This is a genomic window from Brevundimonas vesicularis (genome assembly GCF_032067225.1).
GTDB classification, from domain to species: Bacteria; Pseudomonadota; Alphaproteobacteria; order Caulobacterales; family Caulobacteraceae; genus Brevundimonas; species Brevundimonas vesicularis_F.
This window is the reverse complement of record NZ_DAMBJX010000019.1, coordinates 20,034-40,368: the sequence shown is the minus strand read 5'-3', so window position 1 is coordinate 40,368 and position 20,335 is coordinate 20,034. Positions and strand designations below refer to the sequence as shown.

General features: G+C 64.9%; 20 protein-coding genes. 11 read left to right on the top strand and 9 right to left on the bottom strand.

What is annotated here, in order from left to right; genetic code table 11:
* Positions 1-9 precede the first annotated feature (9 nt).
* On the top strand, positions 10-1,362 hold the full coding sequence (locus tag RT123_RS06840) for a hypothetical protein (RefSeq protein ID WP_313008484.1): 1,353 nt from the start codon (positions 10-12) through the stop codon (positions 1,360-1,362).
* A 92-nt stretch (positions 1,363-1,454) separates the two neighbouring features.
* On the opposite strand, the gene RT123_RS06835 is transcribed toward RT123_RS06840, so the two are convergent.
* Positions 1,455-2,807 (bottom strand): MFS transporter, encoded by a 1,353-nt coding sequence (locus tag RT123_RS06835; RefSeq protein ID WP_055804843.1) that lies wholly within the window; start codon positions 2,805-2,807, stop codon positions 1,455-1,457.
* 210 nt (positions 2,808-3,017) lie between these two features.
* Between RT123_RS06835 and cyoA the strand changes: the two genes are divergently transcribed.
* The 7 genes from cyoA to RT123_RS06800 all read left to right on the top strand — a co-directional run bounded on the left by cyoA (position 3,018) and on the right by RT123_RS06800 (position 9,902).
* Entirely contained in the window at positions 3,018-4,247 is a 1,230-nt protein-coding gene (cyoA, locus tag RT123_RS06830) for a ubiquinol oxidase subunit II (RefSeq protein WP_066626715.1), read from the top strand.
* Between the two features lie 13 nt (positions 4,248-4,260).
* Positions 4,261-6,264, top strand: a complete 2,004-nt coding sequence (gene cyoB / locus RT123_RS06825; protein ID WP_313008482.1) for a cytochrome o ubiquinol oxidase subunit I — start codon at positions 4,261-4,263, stop codon at positions 6,262-6,264.
* 2 nt (positions 6,265-6,266) lie between these two features.
* Positions 6,267-6,890: a cytochrome o ubiquinol oxidase subunit III gene (cyoC, locus tag RT123_RS06820; RefSeq protein WP_313008481.1), complete on the top strand. Its 624-nt coding sequence runs from the start codon at positions 6,267-6,269 to the stop codon at positions 6,888-6,890.
* A complete protein-coding gene (cyoD, locus tag RT123_RS06815) occupies positions 6,887-7,282 on the top strand; it encodes a cytochrome o ubiquinol oxidase subunit IV (protein WP_409514896.1) in 396 nt (131 codons plus the stop codon). Before cyoC ends, cyoD begins: the two co-directional genes overlap by 4 nt.
* A 67-nt stretch (positions 7,283-7,349) precedes the next feature.
* Positions 7,350-8,048, top strand: a complete 699-nt coding sequence (locus tag RT123_RS06810; RefSeq protein ID WP_313008479.1) for an SURF1 family protein — start codon at positions 7,350-7,352, stop codon at positions 8,046-8,048.
* Positions 8,045-9,376 (top strand): ATP-binding protein, encoded by a 1,332-nt coding sequence (locus RT123_RS06805; protein ID WP_313008478.1) that lies wholly within the window; start codon positions 8,045-8,047, stop codon positions 9,374-9,376. Before RT123_RS06810 ends, RT123_RS06805 begins: the two co-directional genes overlap by 4 nt.
* Complete coding sequence (locus RT123_RS06800; RefSeq protein WP_313008476.1) at positions 9,366-9,902, top strand: response regulator transcription factor; 537 nt, start codon at positions 9,366-9,368, stop codon at positions 9,900-9,902. The genes RT123_RS06805 and RT123_RS06800 overlap by 11 nt, the downstream gene beginning before the upstream one ends.
* Here RT123_RS06800 and RT123_RS06795 read toward each other — a convergent pair.
* Positions 9,899-10,336, bottom strand: coding sequence for an HIT family protein (locus RT123_RS06795; RefSeq protein WP_313008475.1), 438 nt, complete (start codon positions 10,334-10,336; stop codon positions 9,899-9,901). The two genes, RT123_RS06800 and RT123_RS06795, sit on opposite strands and share 4 nt — an antisense overlap.
* Positions 10,337-10,444: 108 nt before the next feature.
* On the opposite strand from RT123_RS06795, the gene RT123_RS06790 reads away from it, so the two are divergent.
* The gene (locus RT123_RS06790; protein ID WP_313008474.1) at positions 10,445-10,804 is read left to right on the top strand and encodes a phage holin family protein; all 360 of its coding nucleotides are present in this window, start codon (positions 10,445-10,447) and stop codon (positions 10,802-10,804) included.
* A 661-nt stretch (positions 10,805-11,465) separates the two neighbouring features.
* Here the strand turns inward: RT123_RS06790 and cobS are convergent.
* Positions 11,466-12,470 carry a cobaltochelatase subunit CobS gene (gene cobS, locus RT123_RS06785; protein ID WP_055753459.1) on the bottom strand — a complete coding sequence of 335 codons (1,005 nt, stop codon included), beginning with the start codon at positions 12,468-12,470 and terminating at the stop codon, positions 11,466-11,468.
* Between the two features lie 59 nt (positions 12,471-12,529).
* Positions 12,530-12,958, bottom strand: a complete 429-nt coding sequence (locus RT123_RS06780) for an organic hydroperoxide resistance protein (RefSeq protein ID WP_039247361.1) — start codon at positions 12,956-12,958, stop codon at positions 12,530-12,532.
* A 267-nt stretch (positions 12,959-13,225) separates the two neighbouring features.
* Here RT123_RS06780 and RT123_RS06775 point away from each other — a divergent pair, with 267 nt between their 5' ends.
* Both RT123_RS06775 and prfB read left to right on the top strand, forming a co-directional pair.
* Positions 13,226-15,640 carry a penicillin-binding protein 1A gene (locus RT123_RS06775; protein ID WP_409514895.1) on the top strand — a complete coding sequence of 805 codons (2,415 nt, stop codon included), beginning with the start codon at positions 13,226-13,228 and terminating at the stop codon, positions 15,638-15,640.
* 119 nt (positions 15,641-15,759) lie between these two features.
* Positions 15,760-16,882 (top strand): peptide chain release factor 2 gene (prfB, locus tag RT123_RS06770; RefSeq protein ID WP_099052186.1). Its coding sequence is split into 2 segments (ribosomal slippage): positions 15,760-15,828 and positions 15,830-16,882, totalling 1,122 coding nucleotides; the frame shifts between segments, so codons are not numbered across the junction.
* A gap of 87 nt (positions 16,883-16,969) precedes the next feature.
* On the opposite strand, the gene RT123_RS06765 is transcribed toward prfB, so the two are convergent.
* The 5 genes from RT123_RS06765 to RT123_RS06745 form a co-directional block, all read right to left on the bottom strand.
* Positions 16,970-17,515, bottom strand: a complete 546-nt coding sequence (locus RT123_RS06765; protein ID WP_082503411.1) for a polymer-forming cytoskeletal protein — start codon at positions 17,513-17,515, stop codon at positions 16,970-16,972.
* A gap of 114 nt (positions 17,516-17,629) precedes the next feature.
* Positions 17,630-18,091: a peroxiredoxin gene (locus RT123_RS06760; protein WP_313008473.1), complete on the bottom strand. Its 462-nt coding sequence runs from the start codon at positions 18,089-18,091 to the stop codon at positions 17,630-17,632.
* Positions 18,081-18,446, bottom strand: a complete 366-nt coding sequence (locus RT123_RS06755; RefSeq protein ID WP_313008472.1) for a GIY-YIG nuclease family protein — start codon at positions 18,444-18,446, stop codon at positions 18,081-18,083. Before RT123_RS06755 ends, RT123_RS06760 begins: the two co-directional genes overlap by 11 nt.
* Before the next feature lie 58 nt (positions 18,447-18,504).
* Positions 18,505-19,764 carry a tyrosine--tRNA ligase gene (gene tyrS / locus RT123_RS06750; protein WP_313008471.1) on the bottom strand — a complete coding sequence of 420 codons (1,260 nt, stop codon included), beginning with the start codon at positions 19,762-19,764 and terminating at the stop codon, positions 18,505-18,507.
* A 329-nt stretch (positions 19,765-20,093) separates the two neighbouring features.
* Complete coding sequence (locus RT123_RS06745) at positions 20,094-20,309, bottom strand: DUF4287 domain-containing protein (RefSeq protein WP_313008470.1); 216 nt, start codon at positions 20,307-20,309, stop codon at positions 20,094-20,096.
* Positions 20,310-20,335: the final 26 nt, after the last annotated feature.

The window sequence follows — 20,335 nt, the reverse complement described above, 5'->3', positions numbered from 1 at the left end:
AGAGGCGCGATGACTGATCGTATCGTTCGAACTCTGGCGGCGGTGGTCGCCGCCTGGGCCGGCATCGCGCCGATGACGCAGGCGCAGGAAACGCAGACAGCCGTCGCGGCGGCTGTCGATCCTGCGCCCGCGCCAGCCGATTGCCCGGACTTCGTGCCGCAGCAGACGCGGTGCTGGTCGGGCAGGGCGGTTAAAGGCGGCTATTATTGGATCGCCGTGCCTCAGGACTGGAATGGCGCCCTGATCGTTCACGCGCATGGCGGACCCCGCAGCAGCGCACCAGAACCGAACGATCCGCTGGAGGACATGGAGCGGTTCTCCATGACGGTGAAGGAAGGTTTCGCCTGGGCGGGCTCGACCTATCGCCGTGGCGGCTATGGCGTACGGATGGCGGCGGAAGATACGGACGATCTGCGCCAGATTTTCTGGAATGCCTTCGGCAAGCCACGTCGAACTCTGTTGCATGGCCAGTCCTGGGGCGGAAATGTCGCGGCCAAGACGGCTGAGCTCTACGCCCGCGATGCCGAGGGACAAGTGATGTGGGACGGCGTCGTCCTGACCAACGGCGTAATCGGCGGCGGGACCCGCACCTACCGCTTTCGCGCCGATCTGAGAGCGGTGTATCAGTTCTACTGCAACAACCACCCGCTTCCAAACGAGCCCGGATATCCGCTTTGGCAGGGACTGCCGTTAGAAAGCGATCTGAACCGGGCGCAGTTGGCGGAGCGGGTCAAAACCTGCACGGGCGTGGGCCTGCCGCTTGCTGAGAGGTCGACTGAGCAGAAGCGCAATCTGGCGGATGTCCTGGCCGTGACGGGCGTGAACGAGGAACAGTTGGTTCCGCATCTAGCCTGGGCGACCTTCCTGTTCCGCGACATGGTTTTGCGCCGTCTTGACGGGCTGAACCCCTTCGACAACAGCCATACGGTCTATCAGGGTTCGCACGACGACGAGGCGTTGAACGCTGGCGTTCAGCGTTTCGCGGCTGATCCGATGGGAGTGGCGCGCTTGGCCTACGACGCGGATCTCAGCGGTCTGATCGTGGCGCCGACGCTGACGATCCACGCCAAGAACGATGCGACAGCCTTCGTCTCCAACGACGCGCTTTACAGGGAGACGGTCGCCGCGGCGGGACGATCGGACCTATTGGTCCAAACGTTCACAGACGAGTCCGAACATAGCCGCCTATCGCCGCCAGAGTACGTCGGTCTTTTCCAGGCGATGATGCGCTGGCTGGACGAGGGCGTGAAGCCGACGCCCGCTGACGTTGCCACGCTGTGTCAGGTGGCGGCTCCACGCTACGAGGACGGCTGTCATTTCGACACCACCTTCAAGCCGTCGACGGACAGCCGCGCCAACTAAAGCTGCCGCTGCACTTCACAACGATCTGCCCCAAACGCAACACGGCCCGCAGGCGACTGCGGGCCGTGTCATTCTGTGGGCGACCTAAAAGATCAGGCCGTCTTGGCGCGGTCCTTGTCGGAGGAGCTGCGGGCCAATTCGCGGTTCAGCCACAGGGCCACGAGGGTGCAGATGGCGCCCGACAGCAGATAGGCGCCGGCGGCGATCAGGCCGAACTGGCTGGAGATCCACAGGGCCGCGAGGGGCGCAAAGCCCGCGCCGAACAGCCAGGCCAGGTCCGAGGTCAGGGCCGAGGAGGTGTAGCGGTTCGTCAGGCTGAAGCTGGACGCCACGGGGCCAGAGGCTTGCCCGAACGACAGGCCCAGCAGGATGAAGCCGGAGATCATGAAGGTCAGCTCGCCGACCGGGCCGCCGTTCAGCAGTTGCGGCGCAAAGCCGGAGAAGGCGGCGATGCCGGCAGCCGTGATCGCCAGCAAGGTGCGGCGGCCGTAGCGGTCGGCCAGAATGCCCGATGCGAGGATGGCCAGCAGGCCGAAGACGGCGCCCACCATCTCGATCAGCAGGAAGCGGACCGGCGTTTCCTTGGTGAACAGGAACACCCACGACAGCGGGAAGACGGTGACCATGTGGAACATGGCGAAGCTGGCCAGCGGAGCGAAGGCGCCGATGGCGATCTTGGGGCCTTCGTCGCGCAGTGCCTGACTGATCGGCGTGGGCTGCAGCTCGCGCGTCTCGAACAGCTTCTGGAAGGCCGGCGTCACTACGATGCGCAGGCGCGCGAACAGGGCCACGACGTTGATGGCGAAGGCGACGAAGAACGGATAGCGCCAGCCCCAATCCAGGAAGTCAGGGGCCGACAGCGTGTTGAGGAAGAAGGCGAACAGGGCCGAGGCCACCAGCAGGCCGATGGGGGCGCCCAGTTGCGGAATCATGGCGTACCAGCCCCGCTTCTTCTCGGGCGCGTTCAGCGCGAGCAGCGAGGCCAGACCGTCCCAGGTGCCGCCCAGGGCGACGCCCTGGCCGATACGGGTCAGGGCCAGCAGCACCGGCGCCCACATACCGATGCTTTCGTATCCGGGGATGAAGGCGACCGACACGGTGGAGGTGCCCAGCAGCAGCAGGGCGGTCGTCAGCTTGGCGCCGCGTCCGAACTTGCGGTCGATGGCGATGAACAGGACGGTGCCCAGCGGCCGGGCCAGGAACGCCAGGGCGAAGACGGCGAAGGAGAGCAGGGTGCCGCCCACCGCGCCCGCATAGGGGAAGATCAACTGCGGGAAAACGACCACCGAAGCGATGGCGTAAACAAAGAAGTCGAAAAACTCGGAAGTTCGGCCGATAATGACGCCGATGGCGATCTCGCCGGCGTCAACCTTGCCATGGCCCGTGTGAAGGGCGGCGGCGTCGCGTTCCAGCGACTCTGACGAAGGGGTCGTCGAGGCGGACATGGGCTTGGTCGCTCCGTGTGAGACTGAATTATCGGCCGTACGGCAGGTCGCCGCATTATGACCGGGCGCCCTTTGCGATGAAAGCGGCCTCGTGAGGATAGGACATATTGCCCAATGTCGTTCCTGATTGAGCTTGAGTATCCCGCCGCCTACGAACGCCAACCGTCGCGGCGCCTCCCCCTCGCCCGACGCTTTTCGATTGGATCCGCCTTGCGCCGTCTGCGCCTTCTTTTGCTCGCGCCCATCGTGGCCCTGCTGTCGGCCTGCAACCTGGTCGTCCTCAACCCTGCCGGCGACGTCGCGTCCCAGCAAGGCGATCTGCTGATGATCTCGACCCTGCTGATGCTGATCATCATCGTGCCCGTGATGGGTCTGATCGTCTTCTTCGCCTGGAAGTATCGAGCGTCGAACAAGGAGGCCGAGGCTGACTACCGTCCCGACTGGGATCACTCCACGTCGCTCGAGCTGGTCATCTGGGCCGCGCCGCTGATGATCATCATCTGCCTGGGCGCCCTGACCTGGGCCGGCACGCACCTGCTGGACCCCTATCGTCCGATCGACCGGATCAAGCCGGGCCAAGCCGTCGAGGAAAGCGTCGAGCCGTTGCAGGTCAATGTCGTCGCGCTCGATTGGAAGTGGATGTTCATCTACCCGCAGTACGGCGTCGCCACGGTCAATGAACTGGCCGCGCCGGTTGACCGTCCGATCCGTTTCCACATCACCTCGTCCTCGGTGATGAACAGCTTCTACATTCCCGCCCTGGCCGGTCAGATCTACGCCATGCCGGGCATGGAAACGAAGCTGCACGCCGTCATCAACCGTCCGGGCGAATACGAAGGCTTCTCGGCCAACTATTCCGGCGACGGCTTCTCGCACATGCGCTTCGCCTTCCACGGCCTGGATCAGTCCGGGTTCGACCAATGGATCGCCGGCGTGCGCCAGGGCGGCCAGACGCTGGACCGCGATCGCTATCTGGAGCTGGAAAAGCCCAGCGAGAAGGTGCCGGTCATGCGCTTCGGCGCCGTGGATGGCGCGCTGTGGGACGCGATCCTCAACATGTGCGTCGAGCCGGGTAAGATGTGCATGGGCGAGATGATGGCCATCGACAAGCAGGGCGGCCTGTCCATGGCGTCGGTGCGCAACACCATGCCGCTGGTCTATGACAAATACGCCGGTCGCGGAAAATCGCCCGCCTACTTCGGCTCCAACGACAGCTACGTCATGACGATCTGCACCCCGCTGCAGGCCGAGGCCGCCGCCGCCGACCGCATGCGCCGCGCCGAACTGGATACGGTCGCCGGACCGACCAGCCTGGAGCGCCTGACCGGGCAGGGGTTGTCGCCCGGTCAGACACCGATGGCCTCGCTGACGACGCTGGCCCGCAATCCCTTCGCCACGGGGCCGGTTCCGACCGACGTCCGTTCCGCCCCCAACGCCTGAGCGAACACAGTCGATGAACGCTGATCAACTCATTCCGCTAATCTTCGGGCGCCTCACGTTTGAGGCTCTGCCGTTGCACGAGCCGATCTTGGTCGTGACCATGTCGGTCGTGCTGCTGGGCGGTCTCGCCCTGTTTGGCGCCCTGACCTATTTCAAGCTGTGGGGCTATCTCTGGAAGGAATGGTTCACCACGGTGGACCACAAGAAGATCGGGATCATGTACATGATCCTGGGTCTGATCATGTTCGTGCGCGGCTTCGCCGACGCCATCATGATGCGCCTGCAACAGGCGATGGCCTTCGGCGGGTCCGAGGGTTACCTGAACGCGCACCACTACGATCAGATCTTCACCGCCCACGGCGTGATCATGATCTTCTTCGTGGCCATGCCGCTGGTGACGGGGATCATGAACTATGTCGTGCCGCTGCAGATCGGCGCGCGCGATGTGTCCTTCCCCTTCCTGAATAACTTCAGCTTCTGGATGACCACGGCCGGCGCCATCATTGTCATGGCCTCGCTGTTCGTGGGCGAGTTCGCGCGCACCGGCTGGCTGGCCTATCCGCCGTTGTCGGGCATCGGCTACAGCCCCGGCGTCGGCGTGGACTACTACATATGGGCGTTGCAGATCGCGGGGGTCGGGACAACGCTGTCCGGCATTAACCTGATCGCGACGATCGTGAAGATGCGCGCGCCCGGCATGGGCATGATGAAGATGCCGGTCTTCACCTGGACCTCGCTGTGCACGAACGTGCTGATCGTGGCGTCCTTCCCCGTCCTGACCGCCGTCCTGGCCCTGCTGACGCTGGACCGTTACGTCGGCACCAACTTCTTCACGAACGACTTCGGCGGCAACCCGATGATGTACGTGAATCTGATCTGGATCTGGGGTCACCCCGAGGTCTACATCCTGATCCTGCCGCTGTTCGGCGTCTTCTCGGAGATCGCCTCGACCTTCTCGGGCAAGAAGCTCTTCGGCTATACCTCCATGGTCTACGCCACGGTCGTCATCACGATCCTGTCCTATCTGGTCTGGCTGCACCACTTCTTCACCATGGGCTCGGGCGCCTCGGTGAACAGCTTCTTCGGCATCACGACGATGATCATCTCGATCCCGACGGGCGCGAAGATCTTCAACTGGCTGTTCACGATGTACCGCGGGCGCATCCGGTTCGAGCTGCCGATGATGTGGCTGGTCGCCTTCATGCTGACCTTCGTGATCGGCGGGATGACGGGCGTGCTGCTGGCGGTGCCGCCGGCCGACTTCGTGCTGCACAACTCGCTGTTCCTGGTGGCCCACTTCCACAACGTCATCATCGGCGGCGTGCTGTTCGGCCTGTTCGCGGCGATCAACTTCTGGTGGCCCAAGGCCTTCGGCTTCAAGCTGGACAAGAAGTGGGGCCTGATCAGCTTCTGGTGCTGGGTGCCCGGTTTCTGGCTGGCCTTCCTGCCTCTGTACGTGCTGGGCCTGATGGGCGTGACGCGCCGGATGCGGGTGTTCGATGATCCCTCACTGCAAATCTGGTTCGTCATCGCCGCCATCGGCGCCGGCGTCATCGCCCTGGGCATCGCGGCCATGTTCATCCAGTTCGCCGTGTCGATCATCAACCGCGACAAGCTGCGCGACACGACGGGCGACCCGTGGGGCGGCCGCACGCTGGAGTGGGCGACCTCGTCGCCGCCGCCGGCCTACAATTTCGCCGCCACGCCGTACGTCCATGACGCCGACGCCTGGTGGGATATGAAGAAGCAGGGCTATCAGCGTCCGCTGAACGGCTACAAGGCGATCCACATGCCTTCGAACACCGGGGCGGGGATCATCATCTCGGGCCTGTGCCTGGTGATGGGTCTGGCCTTGATCTGGTACATCTGGTGGCTGGCCGCCATCAGCTTCATCGGGGTGTTGGCCGTCTCGATCGGCCATACCTTCAACTACAAGCGCGACTACTACATCCCCGAGGATGAGGTCCGCGCGACAGAAGAGGCGCGCACCCGCGCCCTGGCCGGAACGGAGGCCTGATCATGAGCGCGACTGCGACCGAGATCGACCGGACCGTCTTCCACCTGGACGAGGAGCCGCACCACGAGGAAGGCTCCAGCACCATGCTGGGCTTCTGGCTCTATCTGATGAGCGACTGCCTCATCTTTGCGATGCTGTTCGCCGTGTTCGGCGTCCTGGGCGGCAACTACGCCGCCGGGCCGGGGCCGCAGCAGTTGTTCGACCTGAAGCTGGTGGCGATCAACACCGCCATGCTGCTGTTCTCGTCGATCACCTATGGCTTCGCCATGCTGGCGATGGATCGGAACAACCAGCGTCAGACGCTGGTCTGGCTGGCCATCACCGGCCTGTTCGGCCTGGCCTTCCTGGGCATCGAACTCTACGAGTTCGCGCACCTGATCCATGAAGGCGCCACGCCGCAACGCAGCGCCTTCCTGTCGGCCTTCTTCACCCTGGTGGGCACTCACGGCCTGCACGTCACCTTCGGCATCATCTGGCTGGTGACGCTGATGGTCCAGGTCAGCATGAAGGGCCTGATCCCCGCCAACAAACGCCGCCTGATGTGCCTGTCGATGTTCTGGCACTTCCTGGACGTCATCTGGATCGGCGTCTTCACCTTCGTCTATCTGCTGGGCATGCTGCGATGAGCGCCGACATGAACGACCATTCGCCGGAGTCTCACGAGACCGACCACCTGGGCCACGAGGGGCACAATCACGGCTCCTTCAAGAGCTACATGATCGGCTTCGTGCTGTCAGTGATCCTGACGGCCATCCCGTTCGCCCTGGTCATGACCGGCGTCCTGCCGACCCAGGCGACGGCCCTGATCGTCATGGGCTTCGCCGTGGTGCAGATCGTGGTCCACATGATCTTCTTCCTGCACATGAACTCCAAGTCCGAGGGCGGCTGGATCATGCTGGCGCTGATCTTCACCATCATCGTGGTGGTCATCGCCCTGTCGGGTTCGCTGTGGGTCATGTACCACCTGAACACCAACATGATGCCCATGACGCACGACATGGCGCAGATGGGCGGCTGAGGTCGAGATCACGGACCCGTCCTCAGCCCCGGCCGGCGGCAAGGCCAGACGCTCGCGATCCTTCCGCATGGCGGTCGTGGTTGCGGGCCTGGCCTTGTTCGTCGGCTTTCTGGCGCTGGGCGGGTGGCAGGTTCAGCGCCTGGCCTGGAAGACCAATCTGATCGCCCAGGTCGATGCTCGCGTTCACGCGGCCGCCGTCCCAGCGCCTGGCCCGACCCAATGGGCCGGCGTGACGCGCGACAAGGATCAGTACCGCCGCGTCATGGTTCGCGGTCGATTCCTGCACGACAAGGAAACCCTGGTTCAGGCGGTGACCGACGCCGGCGGCGGCTTCTGGGTCATGACGCCCTTGGTTGACGACCGGGGCTTCACCGTCCTGATCAATCGCGGCTTCGTGCCGTCAGGCCGACGCGATCCGGCTGTCCGCGCCAATGGTCAGGTCGAGGGGTCGCAGACGGTGACGGGCCTGCTCCGGATCACCGAGCCTAAGGGTGGCTTCCTGCGCGCCAATGATCCCGCCGGTGATCGCTGGCGGTCTCGCGACGTCGCGGCGATCGCTGCGCGGCGCGGCCTGACGACCGTCGCGCCCTATTTCATTGATGCAGACGCCAGTCCGAACCCGGGCGGATGGCCGCGCGGAGGACTGACGGTGATCCGGTTCGCCAACAGCCATCTGGTCTATGCCCTGACCTGGTTCGGCATGGCGCTGCTGAGCCTGGTCGGTCTTTGGCTGTTCCTGCGCGACGGCAGGCGAAACAGGTCGTGACGACGACAACTGTACAGAGGCTGCTGGGCCTGGGGCTCAGAGGCGGGGTCGCGACCCACGGCGGCGCCAACCGCCGCAACATGCTGCTGCTGATCCAGTTGCGCTGGCTGGCGGTCGCCGGGCAGGTGGCGACGATCCTGCTGGTCCAGTACGTGATGCGGATTCCCTTGCCGGTGCTGTGGCTGCTGACGGCGCCGGCGGGTCTGGTGCTGGTCAATCTTGTCAGCGCGCCGTTGACCGTGCGCCGGCAGGAGGTCGAGGACCAGGCGCTGATGATCGCCCTCCTAGCGGATGTGGCGGCCCTGACCTGGCTGCTGTTCCTGACCGGGGGCGCGGCCAATCTTTTCGTGGCGCTGTATCTGCTCCAAGTCGTCTTGGGGGCGGTGCTGCTGGCGCCGGTCTATGCCTGGGCCCTGATCGCCATCACCAGCCTGTGTTTCGCCGGGCTGGGCCTGCATTCCCGCCCGCTGAACCTGCCGCCGGCGCGCGAGGATTCGCTGCTCAGCCTCTATCTTCAGGGCAGTTTGATCTGTTTCGTGCTGATGGCCGTGCTGCTGGTGCTATTCGTCACCCGGATCAGTCAGAACCTGCGTGAGCGCGACGCTTCCATGGCCGCCCTGCGCCAGCAGACGGCCGAGCATGATCATATCGTCCGCATGGGCCTGCTGGCGTCGGGCGCGGCGCATGAGCTGGGAACGCCGCTGGCTTCGCTGTCGGTGATCCTCAGTGACTGGAAGCGGATGCCGGCCCTGACCCGGGACGCCGACCTGGCCCAGGACATGACGGTGATGCGGGCCGAGGTCGAACGCTGCAAGGCCATCGTCACCGGCATCCTGATGTCGGCCGGCGAGGCGAGGGGACAGGCGCCCGAGCGCACGACCCTGCGGGCCTTTGTCGCTGATGTGGTGGCCAGCTGGAGTGGCGACGGTGTCGCGGTGCAGATCCGCGACGAGCTGGCCCAGAACCCGTCGATCATCGCCGACCCGGCCCTGCGTCAGGTGCTGGGCGTGCTGTTCGACAATGCGGTCGAGGCCGGAGCGAGCCGCATCACCGTGACCACGACACGCACGGACCAGGATTTCGGCATCACGGTCCGCGACGACGGACCGGGCTTTCCGCCGGCGATCCTTCAGGCCTGGGGCAAGCCCTACAACTCCACCAAGCCCAGACCCGGCGCCGGTCTTGGCCTCTTTCTGCTCATGAATGTGATCCGGTCGCTGGGCGGTCGGGTAGAAGCCTCCGATCCCCCTGCGGGCGGCGCAGAAGTGCGTCTGACCCTGCCGCTTTCGGCCTTGGCTCCGACGGACGAGATCGCGCATGACCGATGACGCCAGATTGCTGCTGATCGTCGAGGACGATGAGTCGTTTTCGAGCACCCTGAGACGCTCGTTCGAACGGCGCGGCTATACGGTCGTCAGCGCCGCCAGTCCCGACCAGATGGCCGAGGTGCTGAAGACGCACCGCCCCGGCTATGCGGTCGTCGATCTGAAGCTGGGCGGGCATTCCGGCCTGACCTGCGTCGAGGCTCTTCACGCCTTCGATCCCGAGATGAACATCGTCGTCCTGACCGGCTTCGCCAGCATCGCGACGGCGGTCGAGGCGATCAAGCTGGGCGCCCGGCACTATCTGGCCAAGCCCGCCAGCACCGATGACATCGAAACCGCGTTCGGCCGGGCGGACGGCGACGCCGAGACGCCGCTGGGCACGCGCCCCACCTCGATCAAGACGCTAGAATGGGAGCGGATCCACGAGACGCTGGTGGAGACCGACTTCAACATCTCGGAGGCGGCGCGCCGGCTGGGCATGCACCGCCGCACCCTGGCGCGAAAGCTGGAAAAGCGCCGCGTCACCTAGTCCAGTTCGGCCGCGATCCTGTCGGCCAGCGCCCGTAAGGTCGCCGTATCCGCCATCGGCGCATGGCCGTGACCTTTCATCTCGCGATCGGCCCAGCGCGGCACGATGTGGAAATGCAGATGGAAGACCGTCTGGCCGCCCGCCTCGCCATTGAACTGCAGGATCGACAGGCCTTCGGGCTTCAGCGCTTTCTCGATCGCCTTGGCCGTGCGTTGCAGGGCGGCGGTCACGCGGGCCAGAACCTCCGGCTCGATCTCCAGCAGATTGCGAGCCTGGGACTGTTTGGCGATGATCAGGACGTGGCCTTCCGATTGGGGAAACACGTCCATGAAGGCCAGGACGTGGTCGTCCTCCCACACCTTCACCGACGGGATGTCGCCGCGCAGGATCTTGGCGAAGATGTTGTTCGGGTCATAGTCGCCGTGCAGGCTCATGGGCGGTCTCCGTGCGGGGTCGGCTCTGGATAGCAGCGGCGGGCGCGAAGGGGGAGCCTTCGCCTGCGTCATGCATTATGGTCACGCTTGCACACAACGAGGGACGTCATGATCCGTTTCATCATCCAGGCGCTGGTCACGATGGCGGGCTTGTGGCTGTCCGCCCAGGTCGTGCCGGGCGTGGATTTCACCAGCACCGGGTCGCTGATCGCGGCCGCCATCATCCTGGGTCTGGTCAACGCCTTCGTGCGACCGATCCTGGTCGTGTTGACCTTCCCGATCACCCTGGTGACTTTGGGCCTGTTCCTGCTGGTGGTGAACGCCGCTATGATCGGCCTGACCTCCATCTTCCTGGACGGCTTCCGCGTCGACGGCCTGTGGGCCGGCATCGGCGCCGCCATCGTGACCGGCGTCGTCAGCTGGATCGCCGGCGCCTTCATCGGCGGCGGTGAAGAGGCGCGGGGCTGATAGACGAAGCTTGTTGGGCTGCCAAAGCCTAGGTCGTGGGCACCCTGTAGGACGCCGCCGTCTCGATGATGAGGACCAAGCTGAGCATGTCCTTTGCGATCAGCCGAAGGCCACTGTGACCATTGCAGCATGGGGGCGGTATCGGGGTTCCGATCGCAGTCACCGTCCAACCCGCACGAGTGAACGCCGCAGTCGACTGGATGACGATGCGAGGCGGTCGCGACAAGGCACAGGTTAAGGGCGCGATTGGCTCGCCGTCGACTGAAGGCGGAGCAAGGCCTTCTGGCCAAGGCCCGACCTGATCATATTGACGAATGCCCGGAAGCATTGGCCCCATTTGAAGCTTCAGGGCTTGCGGCAGAGACTGGCAATATTGATCCGTCAGGGGCGGGCCGCTTGCTCTTGAGAATCTCAGATAGGCGACGGGCTTTCCAGCTTCCTCATATTCGCAATAAGCCCCCTCCGCTGTGGCGTCGCCCGGTGCGCCAAGACGAGATGTTGATAGGGTCGCATCGGGTATGCGCGACGGACAAAAGAAGCCGGAAGTTACATGCCGAAGGCCGCCGTCTTCGACCACGAAGGCGTCGGACACCGTGTTGTCCACGGTGGCCTGTGCCGATATCGCGCTGAGTATCAGGGCGGACAGCAACGCTGCAGACATTTATCCCACCTTCACTCGCGTCGCCGCCTCGGGCAGGTCTTCGCCGAAGGCGCGCTGGTAGAACTCGGCGATGGTCGGGCGTTCCAGTTCGTCGCACTTGTTCAGGAAGGTCAGGCGGAAGCTGAGGCCCAGGTCGTCGTTGAAGATCTGGGCGTTCTGGGCCCAGGTGATGACGGTGCGGGGGGACATGACGGTCGAGATGTCGCCGTTCATGAAGGCGTTGCGGGTCATGTCGGCGACGCGGACCATGGCGGCGATGCGGCGGCGGCCCTCGGCGTCCTTCCACTCGGGCACCTTGGCGGCGACGATCTCGGCCTCGACGTCGTGATCCAGGTAGTTCAGCGTCGTGACGATGTTCCAGCGGTCCAACTGGGCCTGATTGATTTGCTGGGCGCCGTGATACAGGCCCGTGGTGTCGCCCAGGCCGATGGTGTTGGTCGTGGCGAACAGGCGGAAATAGCGGTTCGGGCGGATGACGCGGTTCTGGTCCAGCAGGGTCAGGCGACCTTGGGCCTCTAGCACGCGCTGGATCACGAACATCACGTCGGGCCGGCCGGCGTCGTATTCGTCGAAGACCAGGGCGATGGGGCGTTGCAGCGACCAGGGCAGGATGCCCTCGCGGAACTCGGTGATCTGCTTGCCGTCCTTCAGGACGATGGCGTCCTTGCCGATCAGGTCGATCCGGCTGACGTGGCTGTCCAGGTTCACGCGAACCAGCGGCCAGTTCAGGCGGGCGGCGACCTGTTCGATGTGGGTCGATTTGCCGGTGCCGTGATAGCCCTGAACCATCACGCGGCGGTCGAAGGCGAAGCCGGCGCAGATGGCGATCGTCGTCTGGGGATCGAAGCGATAGGCTTCGTCGATCTCGGGCACATGGCTGTCGCGCTCGTCGAAGGCGGGCACGGTCATGTCGCTGTCCACGCCGAAGGCTTCGCGCAGGGTCACGCGGCGATGCGGTTCGAGCGTCAGCAGGGGATCGGGGGAGGCGTCGAGCGGGGAGGTCATGGACCTCATCTAGAGGCGCCGCGCGCGCGGCTCAACACGCGCGCGGCCCTTGGCGTCGGTTATTTCGCGCTCAGGCGAACATCGACGTTGTTGCGGGTGGCGTTGGAGTAGGGACAGACCTGGTGCGCCTTTTCGATCAGGTCGTCGATGACGGCCTGGTCCAGACCGTGGTCGGTGACGGTCAGGTCCACGTCGAGGTTGAAGCCTTCACCCTTGGTGTTCTTGCCGAAGCCGACACCGGCGGTGACCTTGGTGTCGGGGCTGACGGGCGTGCCGGCCTTGCCGCTGACCAGACGCAGCGCTCCGAGGTAGCAGGCGGCGTATCCGGTGGCAAACAACTGCTCGGGATTGGTGCCGTCGCCGCCCTTGCCGCCCATCTCGGTTGGGGTGGACAGTTTGACGTCGATCTTGCCGTCGTCGGTGGCCGAACGGCCGTCTTCGCGGCCTCCGCCCGATGCCGTCGATTGGGCGCGATACAGAACTTCCATGGCAGGCTCCTTGGGTTGGGATGCTTGAGATGGGAGCTTAACGGCGGACGGGAAGGGGGCGTTGCATCGCGGCTAGAGCCTGATCCGCTTGAGTTGAAGCGCTTCGCGCTTCGACGTAGCGGTGAATCAGGCTCCGGGTTCAAGCGAGACCTTGATTCACGGCTTCAGCGGAATCGCGGAGCGATTCCTCCCCAGCCGATCAAGGTCTAGCCATCGGCGGGCGACGCGGGCTAAAGCACCTGCTGGGGCGCGTCGTCGGAGTACGCAGTGAAGATTGCCGAACGCTGGTTCGTGTGGGCGGGCATGGTTCTGCTGGGCGGCATCGCCCTGGCGGGGTTGGTCGTCGCCGTCTATGCGGCGTGGCTGTTCCACGACCTGCCCGATGCGTCAGAGCTGGCGGACTATCGCCCGCCGACCGCGACGCGCGTCTATGCCGGCGACGGCACCCTGATCGGCGAGTTTTCGGACGAGCGCCGAATCTATGTTTCCTACGACCAGATTCCCCAGCCGGTGATCCACGCTTTCCTGGCGGCCGAAGATCGCAACTTCTTCCAGCATGGCGGCATCGACGTGGGCGGCATCGGCCGCGCGTCGCTGAAGAACGTCTTCAATCTGGCGTCGGGACGCCGGCTGGAAGGCGGCTCGACCATCACCCAGCAGGTGGCCAAGAACGTCCTGCTGACCAACGAATCCAGCCTGAACCGCAAGCTGAAGGAAGCCATACTGGCCAATCGCCTGGAGGCGACCCTGTCCAAGGAACAGATTCTCGAGCTTTATCTGAACGAAATCTTCCTTGGCTATCGTTCGTTCGGCATCGCTTCGGCGGCCTACAACTATTTCGGCAAGTCGCTGGCGCAGCTGACGCCCGACGAAGCCGCCTTCCTGGCGTCCCTGCCCAAGGGGCCGAACAACTATCACCCCAAGCGTCACCCCGGGGCGGCCAAGGGCCGTCGTGACTGGGTGCTGGGTGAGATGGAGCAGAGCGGCTGGCTGACGCCTGAGCAACTGGTCGAGGCGCGCGCCAAGCCTCTGGTGACGCGCGATGCGCCGCAACGGTCGGATTACAAGGACGCCGACTTCTTCGTCGAGGAGGCGCGCCGCCAGGCCGCCGCCAACCCCCAGTTCGGCGAGCAGCTGCGCGCGGGCGGCTTCTATATGCGCACGACCCTGGACCCGACGCTGCAGACGGCGGCGCGTCGGGCCCTGATGCAGGGGCTCGAAAACTACGACCGACGTCACGGCTGGCGCGGCGGGTGGGGCACGACCGACTTCGCCGACGGCTGGCAGGCGGTCGCGCTGAAGGAACAGGCGCCGCCCGAGCGCCGCAGCTGGCAGGCGGCCGCCATCGAAAGCGTCAGCGGCAACACGGTTCGCATCCGCACCGCCCGCGACGACAAGTCCGGTATGCTGCTGGCGTCGGACGCCGCCTGGGCTAACGCCAATCGTCAGCTGAAGCGCGGCGAACTGATCTTCGTGGAGCCGCAGGGCGGCCAGTTCGCCCTGAAGCAGGTGCCGCGGGTCAACGGGGCGCTGGTTGCCATCGAGCCGCAGTCCGGCCGCGTGCTGGCGATGGTCGGCGGCTACTCCTACGCGCTGTCCAGCTTCAACCGGGCGACCCAGGCCCGGCGCCAACCGGGCTCGGCCTTCAAACCCTTCGTCTATGCGACGGCGCTGGAGGGTGACTTCACCCCCGCCTCGATTGTGCTGGATGCGCCGATCAGCTTCGCCGGCGGTCCCAACGGCACGCGCTGGACGCCCGAGAACTATAGCCGTCAGTACTATGGCCCTCAGACGCTGCGTCGCGGGCTGGAGCTGTCGCGCAACGTCATGACGGTGCGGTTGGCCCAGTCGGTCGGTATGAAGAAGATCGTTGATCAGTCGGCCAAGATGGGTCTGCCGGGCATGACGCCGAACCTGTCGGTGTCGCTGGGCGCTGGCGAGGTCACGCCGCTTGAGATCACGGCCGCCTATTCCGCCTTCGCCAACGGCGGGCGGCGGGTGACGCCCTATCTGATCGACTATGTGCAGGACCGCGACGGCGAGACCATCTTCCGCGCCGACAACCGCAGCTGCCGCGAATGCGGACGGGGCTTCTCGGGCCAGGAGTCGCCGCGCCTGCAGCAGCGCGGAACGCAGGTCATCGACCCCATCACCGCCTACCAAATGAGCTCCATGCTGGAAGGCGTCGTTCAGCGGGGCACCGCGGCCAGCGCGCGCGGCCTGGGGCCCTGGGTCGCGGGCAAGACGGGCACGACGAACGAATATCGCTCGGCCTGGTTCGTGGGCTTCACCACCGACATCGTGGTCGGCGTCTTCATCGGCTTTGACGACAACCGTTCGCTGGGTTCTGGCGAGGCCGGGGCGTCTGCCGCCGTGCCGGTCTTCACGGAGTTCATGCAGACGGCGCTAAAAGAAAGGCCGGCTCGCCCGTTCGTGCGGCCCAAGAACGCCATCTTCCGCACCGTCAACGGCATCGAGGAGGCCTTCCGTCCCGGCACCGAACGCCAGGCTCCGCCGCCGCGCCCGACCGGCCCGGCTCAGCCCGTTGGACCGCAGAACTACTATGAGGTGATCCGCCGCGAGCAGGAAGCCGCCAACGGCGCACCTGCCTCGTCGCCCGCGCCCACTGCGCCGCCGCCGCCGAAGAAGGCGCCGGCCGAGGACTTGAGCGGATTGTACTGAGGCTCTAGGTAGGCCTTTCGAACGGCGCGTCCTCGTGGCGCGCCGTTTTCCATTAATCCTGCCCTATCGCGCTGCCTGCGGGCCGCGCTGCTTGAGGGCGTTGTGTCGCGGAGATTGCGATGAGACCGGATGTCGAGGCCATGAAGGCCGACATCGAGCAGAGCGTCGCTCTGCTCAGGAGGCGTCTTTGACTGGGATGTCGCTCTAAGAAAGCTCGATGAGCTGAATGCGCGGGTCGAAGATCCGACACTGTGGGACAAGCCCGACGAGGCCCAAGCGGTCAGCCGCGAACGCTCGCAGCTGGAAGGCAAGATCAACACTGTCAAGGCGATGGAGCAGGACCTCGAGGACGGGGTGATGCTGGCCGAGATGGCAGACGAGGAAGGCGACGAGGGCGCGCTGGAAGACGCCCGCGCGTCGCTGCGCGGCATCAAGGAGCGCGCCGCCCGCGCCGAGCTGGAAGCCCTGCTGTCCGGCGAGGCTGACGGTAACGACGCCTATCTGGAAGTGAACTCCGGCGCCGGCGGCACCGAATCGAACGACTGGGCCGGCATGCTGCTGCGCATGTACTCCCGCTGGGCCAAGGCGCACGGCTATGAGGTCACGATCGAGGCGCACGAAGAGGGCGAACAGGCGGGGGTCAAGTCGGCCACCATCCTGATTGAAGGCCCCAACGCCTATGGCTGGCTGAAGTCGGAGTCGGGCGTGCACCGCCTGGTCCGCATCAGCCCCTATGACGCGGCGGCCAAGCGCCACACCAGCTTCGCCTCCATCGGGGTGTCGCCGGTCGTGGACGATGCGATCGAGATCGACATCAACCCCTCGGACGTGCGCACCGACACCTACCGCGCCTCGGGCGCGGGCGGTCAGCACATCAACAAGACCGACTCGGCTGTGCGCCTGACCCACACCCCGACCAACACCGTCGTGGCCTGCCAGGCCGGCCGGTCGCAGCACCAGAACCGCGAGATGGCCTGGAAGATGCTGCGCGCGCGCCTGTACGAGCTGGAACTGCAGAAGCGTGAGGCGGCGGCTCAGGCGCTGGCCGACGCCAAGACCGACATCGGGTGGGGCCACCAGATCCGCTCCTATGTCCTGCAGCCCTATCAGATGGTGAAGGACCTGCGGACCGAGGTTGAGACCTCGGACACCCAAGGCGTGCTGGACGGCGACCTGGACGCCTTCATGGGCGCGGCCCTGGCCCAGCGGGTCGGCGAGACCCGCGGATCGAGCGTGGACTGACGGAAAAGGGCGGCTCTTTGGAGCCGCCCTCTTTTGTTTAGGCTACCGGCCTTGCGGCCTGCGTGAGCCCGTTCGCTTTAGACGCAGTCAGGCGGCGGTCTTGTCCGCCTTGTCGGCCTTCGGCGAGGGAGCTTCCAGCATGGCGGCGCCGGGGGTGTCGCGCTTGGCCTGGTTGCAGCGGCCTTGGAACCAGGCGCCCTGGTCGATGGCGAGTTGCTCTTGCGTGATGTCGCCCTCGACGCGGGCGGTGGCGTGAAGCTTGACCTGCTTCGCGACGATGGCGCCCGAGACGCGGCCGCGCACGTCAAGCACGTCGGCATGAACCGTCCCCTCGACCGAGCCGCCTTCGCCGATCACGACGCGCGAGACGCGGACGTCGCCCTTCAGCGAACCGTCGACCTGAAGCTCGCCGGCGCCGGAGATGTTGCCTTCGTATTTCACGCCGGCCGACAGGGTCGACAGATTGCTGGACCGGGCTGCCGGACGGGCCGGTTCGGGCGCGCGCGGCGCAGGCGTCGTTGCCGGCAGGGACGGCGTGCTCGCGGCCGTCGGCGTGGGCGTGGTCGGTTCGGGCGCCGGGGGAATGCCCAGGCCGTTCGATCCGCTGTCGTAGGATTTGCTCTTGGTGAACATGGTGCGCTCCGCATCTGCCAGCCAAGGCCGGCCAAGCCCCTATTAGCCCCGACGCCCACTAGGCCGTGGAGGAGGGGCCAAGGTCAAGCATCGCTTCCGAACGATGCTCGCCGATCACAGGGCCCTGGCGGCCTCCAACACGGCGGCGGCGTGGTCGGCGACCTTCACATTGCGCCAGGCCTTGGCGACGCGGCCCTCGGCGTCGATCAGGAAGGTGGCCCGCTCGATGCCCATATATTCGCGGCCGTAGAGCTTCTTCTGCACCCAGACGCCCCAGGCCTCGCAGGCGGCGCCGTCCTCGTCGGAGGCCAGGGTGACGGCGAGATCGTATTTGGCCTTGAACCTGTCGTGCTTCTTCACCGTGTCCCTGGACACGCCGATGACCGGAACGCCCAGCGCGGCGAAGTCGGGCGCCAGGACGGTGAAGTCCTGCGCCTCACGCGTGCAGCCGGTCGTGTCGTCCTTGGGGTAAAAATAGACGACGGCAGGCTTGCCCTGCAGGGCGGCGAGGGTGACGCGGCCGCCGCCGTCCGTGGGCAGGTCGAGGGCGGGCGCGGGCTGACCTTCATTGATCATTGGGTGTCTCACACACTCCGCTCATCCCCGCGAAGGCGGGGACCCAGTCCTTGGCGTCCTTCAGGCCGCCAAGGCGAAAGTCATCATACAGATCGAGCCAGTTCGGATTTTCCTTTTCGATCATCTGAAGCTTCCAGTCTCGATTCCATTTCTTGATCTGCCTTTCCCGGCGGAATGCGGCCTCACGCGTTTCGTGAACCTCGAACCAGACCAGCACATCGACGCCATACTTGGCGGTAAAGCCGGCGAAGGTCTTGTTTCTGTGCTGCGCGACACGCTGCATCAGGTCATCGGTCGAACCCGTATAAAGCGTTCCATTTCGGCGGCTTGCGACGATGTAGGTGAAGAAGGCCAAGCTTTGACACCTATCTGGGTCCCCGCTTTCGCGGGGATGAGCGGAAGTGAAAGCTATCCTAGACGGGTTTCACGAGAACGATTTTCTTCTTTCCGAACTGAACCTTGAAGGCTCCGAACTCAGGCAGAAGCTCATCATAGTCGTGTAAGCGATCTTCAGTTATCAGCTCATCATTAACACGCACGGCGTTTCCGGCCATGTGGCGAGAGGCTTCACTTAGGGACTTGGCGAAGCCTGCCGCCTTGACCAAGGCGCGAGTGGAACGGGCCTGCTCCCATTCATCCTTCGGCAACTCGATGACGGGCAGGTCGGCGGACAACTGGCCTTTTTCGAAAGCGCTCTCGGCGGCGGCGCGGGCGGTTGCGGCGGCCTCTGCGCCGTGCAGCATGGTCGTTGCGGCGTCGGCGAGGGCCTTTTTGGCGTCGTTGATGGCCGCGCCTTCCAGCGACTCGTAGCTGGCGATTTCGACGTCCGTCAGGTCCGTGAACAGGCGCATGAAGCGGCCCACGTCTCCATCCTCCGTGTTGCGCCAATATTGCCAGTAGTCATAGGGCGACAGGGCGTCGGCATTCAGCCAGACGGCGCCGCCCACGGTCTTGCCCATCTTCTGGCCCGAGGCCGTGGACAGCAACGGCGTGGTCAGGCCGAAAGCGGCCTTCTGATCCACCTTGCGGGTCAGTTCGACGCCGTTGATGATGTTGCCCCACTGATCCGAACCGCCCATCTGCAGCGTGCAGCCGTAGCGGCGATTCAGCTCCAGGAAGTCGGTGGCCTGCATCAGCATGTAGTTGAACTCGAGGAAGGTCAGCGGCTGCTCGCGTTCCAGGCGCAGCTTGACGGAATCGAAGCTGAGCATCCGGTTGACGGTGAAATGCGTTCCGTAGTCGCGCAGAAATTCCAGGTAGCCCAGCTTGGACAGCCATTCGTCGTTGTCGACCATGATGGCGTCCGACGGGCCGTCGCCGAAGGTCAGGAACTTTTCAAACACGCCTTTGATGCCGGCGATGTTCTCGGCGATCCGCTCTTCGGTCAGAAGGGGACGCTGCGTATCCTTGAAGCTGGGGTCGCCCACCTTGGTGGTGCCGCCGCCCATCAGGACGATGGGCTTGTGTCCAGCCTGCTGCAGGCGACGCAGCAGCATGATCTGGATCAGGTGTCCGACGTGCAACGAAGGGGCGGTGGCGTCAAAGCCGATATAGCCGGTGACCACGCCGGCGGTGGCCGCCGCATCCAGTTCGGCCGGATGGGTGATCTGATGGATATAGCCTCGCGCCTGCATGGTGCGGAGGAAGTCGGATTTGAAGGCGTGTTCGGTCATGGTGAGGCTGGGTTAGCAGGGATGACGAGGGTCGTCTTCCCCTAGTCGAGGCGGCGTCGGCTGTTCAGACGGTGCGGATGAAAAACACCGTCTAAAGTGTCTAATTCGTCTAATCGCGGTCGGCGCGAAATTGCACGGCAACGCGAAAACGCGTGCAAAATGCAAGACGGTGGAGTTCAGGCGGAGCGGCTTTGGGCATGGCGCGCCCATTGTACGACCATTTTGCAGAGGGACAGGGTGAGCGCTGCTGCTTCATCTCAACACGTTGTTTTTTTTTGGAATATATCTGGCGGAAATACTATGGTTAGCGTGACTTTCGAGCGTGGCCGCTACTTCAATCCGTCCTGCGCCAACGTGTAGGCGACCACGGCGTTGGCGTGGCCGTGGCCCATGCCGTGCGCGTCCTTGAGAATGGAAACCAACTCCATGTGCCGGGCGGGATAGCCGTCGCGCACAATCTGCTGCCAATGGGAAATAGGATGGCCGTAGGTCTTCTCGATTGAGGGGAAGTATGACGCCGGACCCTTCATGGGATTGTCGGGCATGAGGTTCTCCGTTTCCAGAACCGATA

Bases quoted from the DNA above. Each gene is read 5' to 3' on its own strand.
- cyoC (WP_313008481.1), top strand. From the start codon at position 6,267: ATGAGCGCGACTGCGACCGAGATCGACCGGACCGTCTTCCACCTGGAC.
- RT123_RS06795 (WP_313008475.1), bottom strand. From the start codon at position 10,336: ATGAGCCTGCACGGCGACTATGACCCGAACAACATCTTCGCCAAGATC.
- RT123_RS06835 (WP_055804843.1), bottom strand. From the start codon at position 2,807: ATGTCCGCCTCGACGACCCCTTCGTCAGAGTCGCTGGAACGCGACGCC.
- RT123_RS06790 (WP_313008474.1), top strand. From the start codon at position 10,445: ATGATCCGTTTCATCATCCAGGCGCTGGTCACGATGGCGGGCTTGTGG.
- RT123_RS06780 (WP_039247361.1), bottom strand. From the start codon at position 12,958: ATGGAAGTTCTGTATCGCGCCCAATCGACGGCATCGGGCGGAGGCCGC.
- RT123_RS06810 (WP_313008479.1), top strand. From the start codon at position 7,350: ATGGCGGTCGTGGTTGCGGGCCTGGCCTTGTTCGTCGGCTTTCTGGCG.
- RT123_RS06800 (WP_313008476.1), top strand. From the start codon at position 9,366: ATGACCGATGACGCCAGATTGCTGCTGATCGTCGAGGACGATGAGTCG.
- cyoD (WP_409514896.1), top strand. From the start codon at position 6,887: ATGAGCGCCGACATGAACGACCATTCGCCGGAGTCTCACGAGACCGAC.
- RT123_RS06745 (WP_313008470.1), bottom strand. From the start codon at position 20,309: ATGCCCGACAATCCCATGAAGGGTCCGGCGTCATACTTCCCCTCAATC.
- RT123_RS06840 (WP_313008484.1), top strand. From the start codon at position 10: ATGACTGATCGTATCGTTCGAACTCTGGCGGCGGTGGTCGCCGCCTGG.
- RT123_RS06765 (WP_082503411.1), bottom strand. From the start codon at position 17,515: ATGTTCACCAAGAGCAAATCCTACGACAGCGGATCGAACGGCCTGGGC.
- cyoB (WP_313008482.1), top strand. From the start codon at position 4,261: ATGAACGCTGATCAACTCATTCCGCTAATCTTCGGGCGCCTCACGTTT.
- RT123_RS06760 (WP_313008473.1), bottom strand. From the start codon at position 18,091: ATGATCAATGAAGGTCAGCCCGCGCCCGCCCTCGACCTGCCCACGGAC.
- tyrS (WP_313008471.1), bottom strand. From the start codon at position 19,764: ATGACCGAACACGCCTTCAAATCCGACTTCCTCCGCACCATGCAGGCG.
- cobS (WP_055753459.1), bottom strand. From the start codon at position 12,470: ATGACCTCCCCGCTCGACGCCTCCCCCGATCCCCTGCTGACGCTCGAA.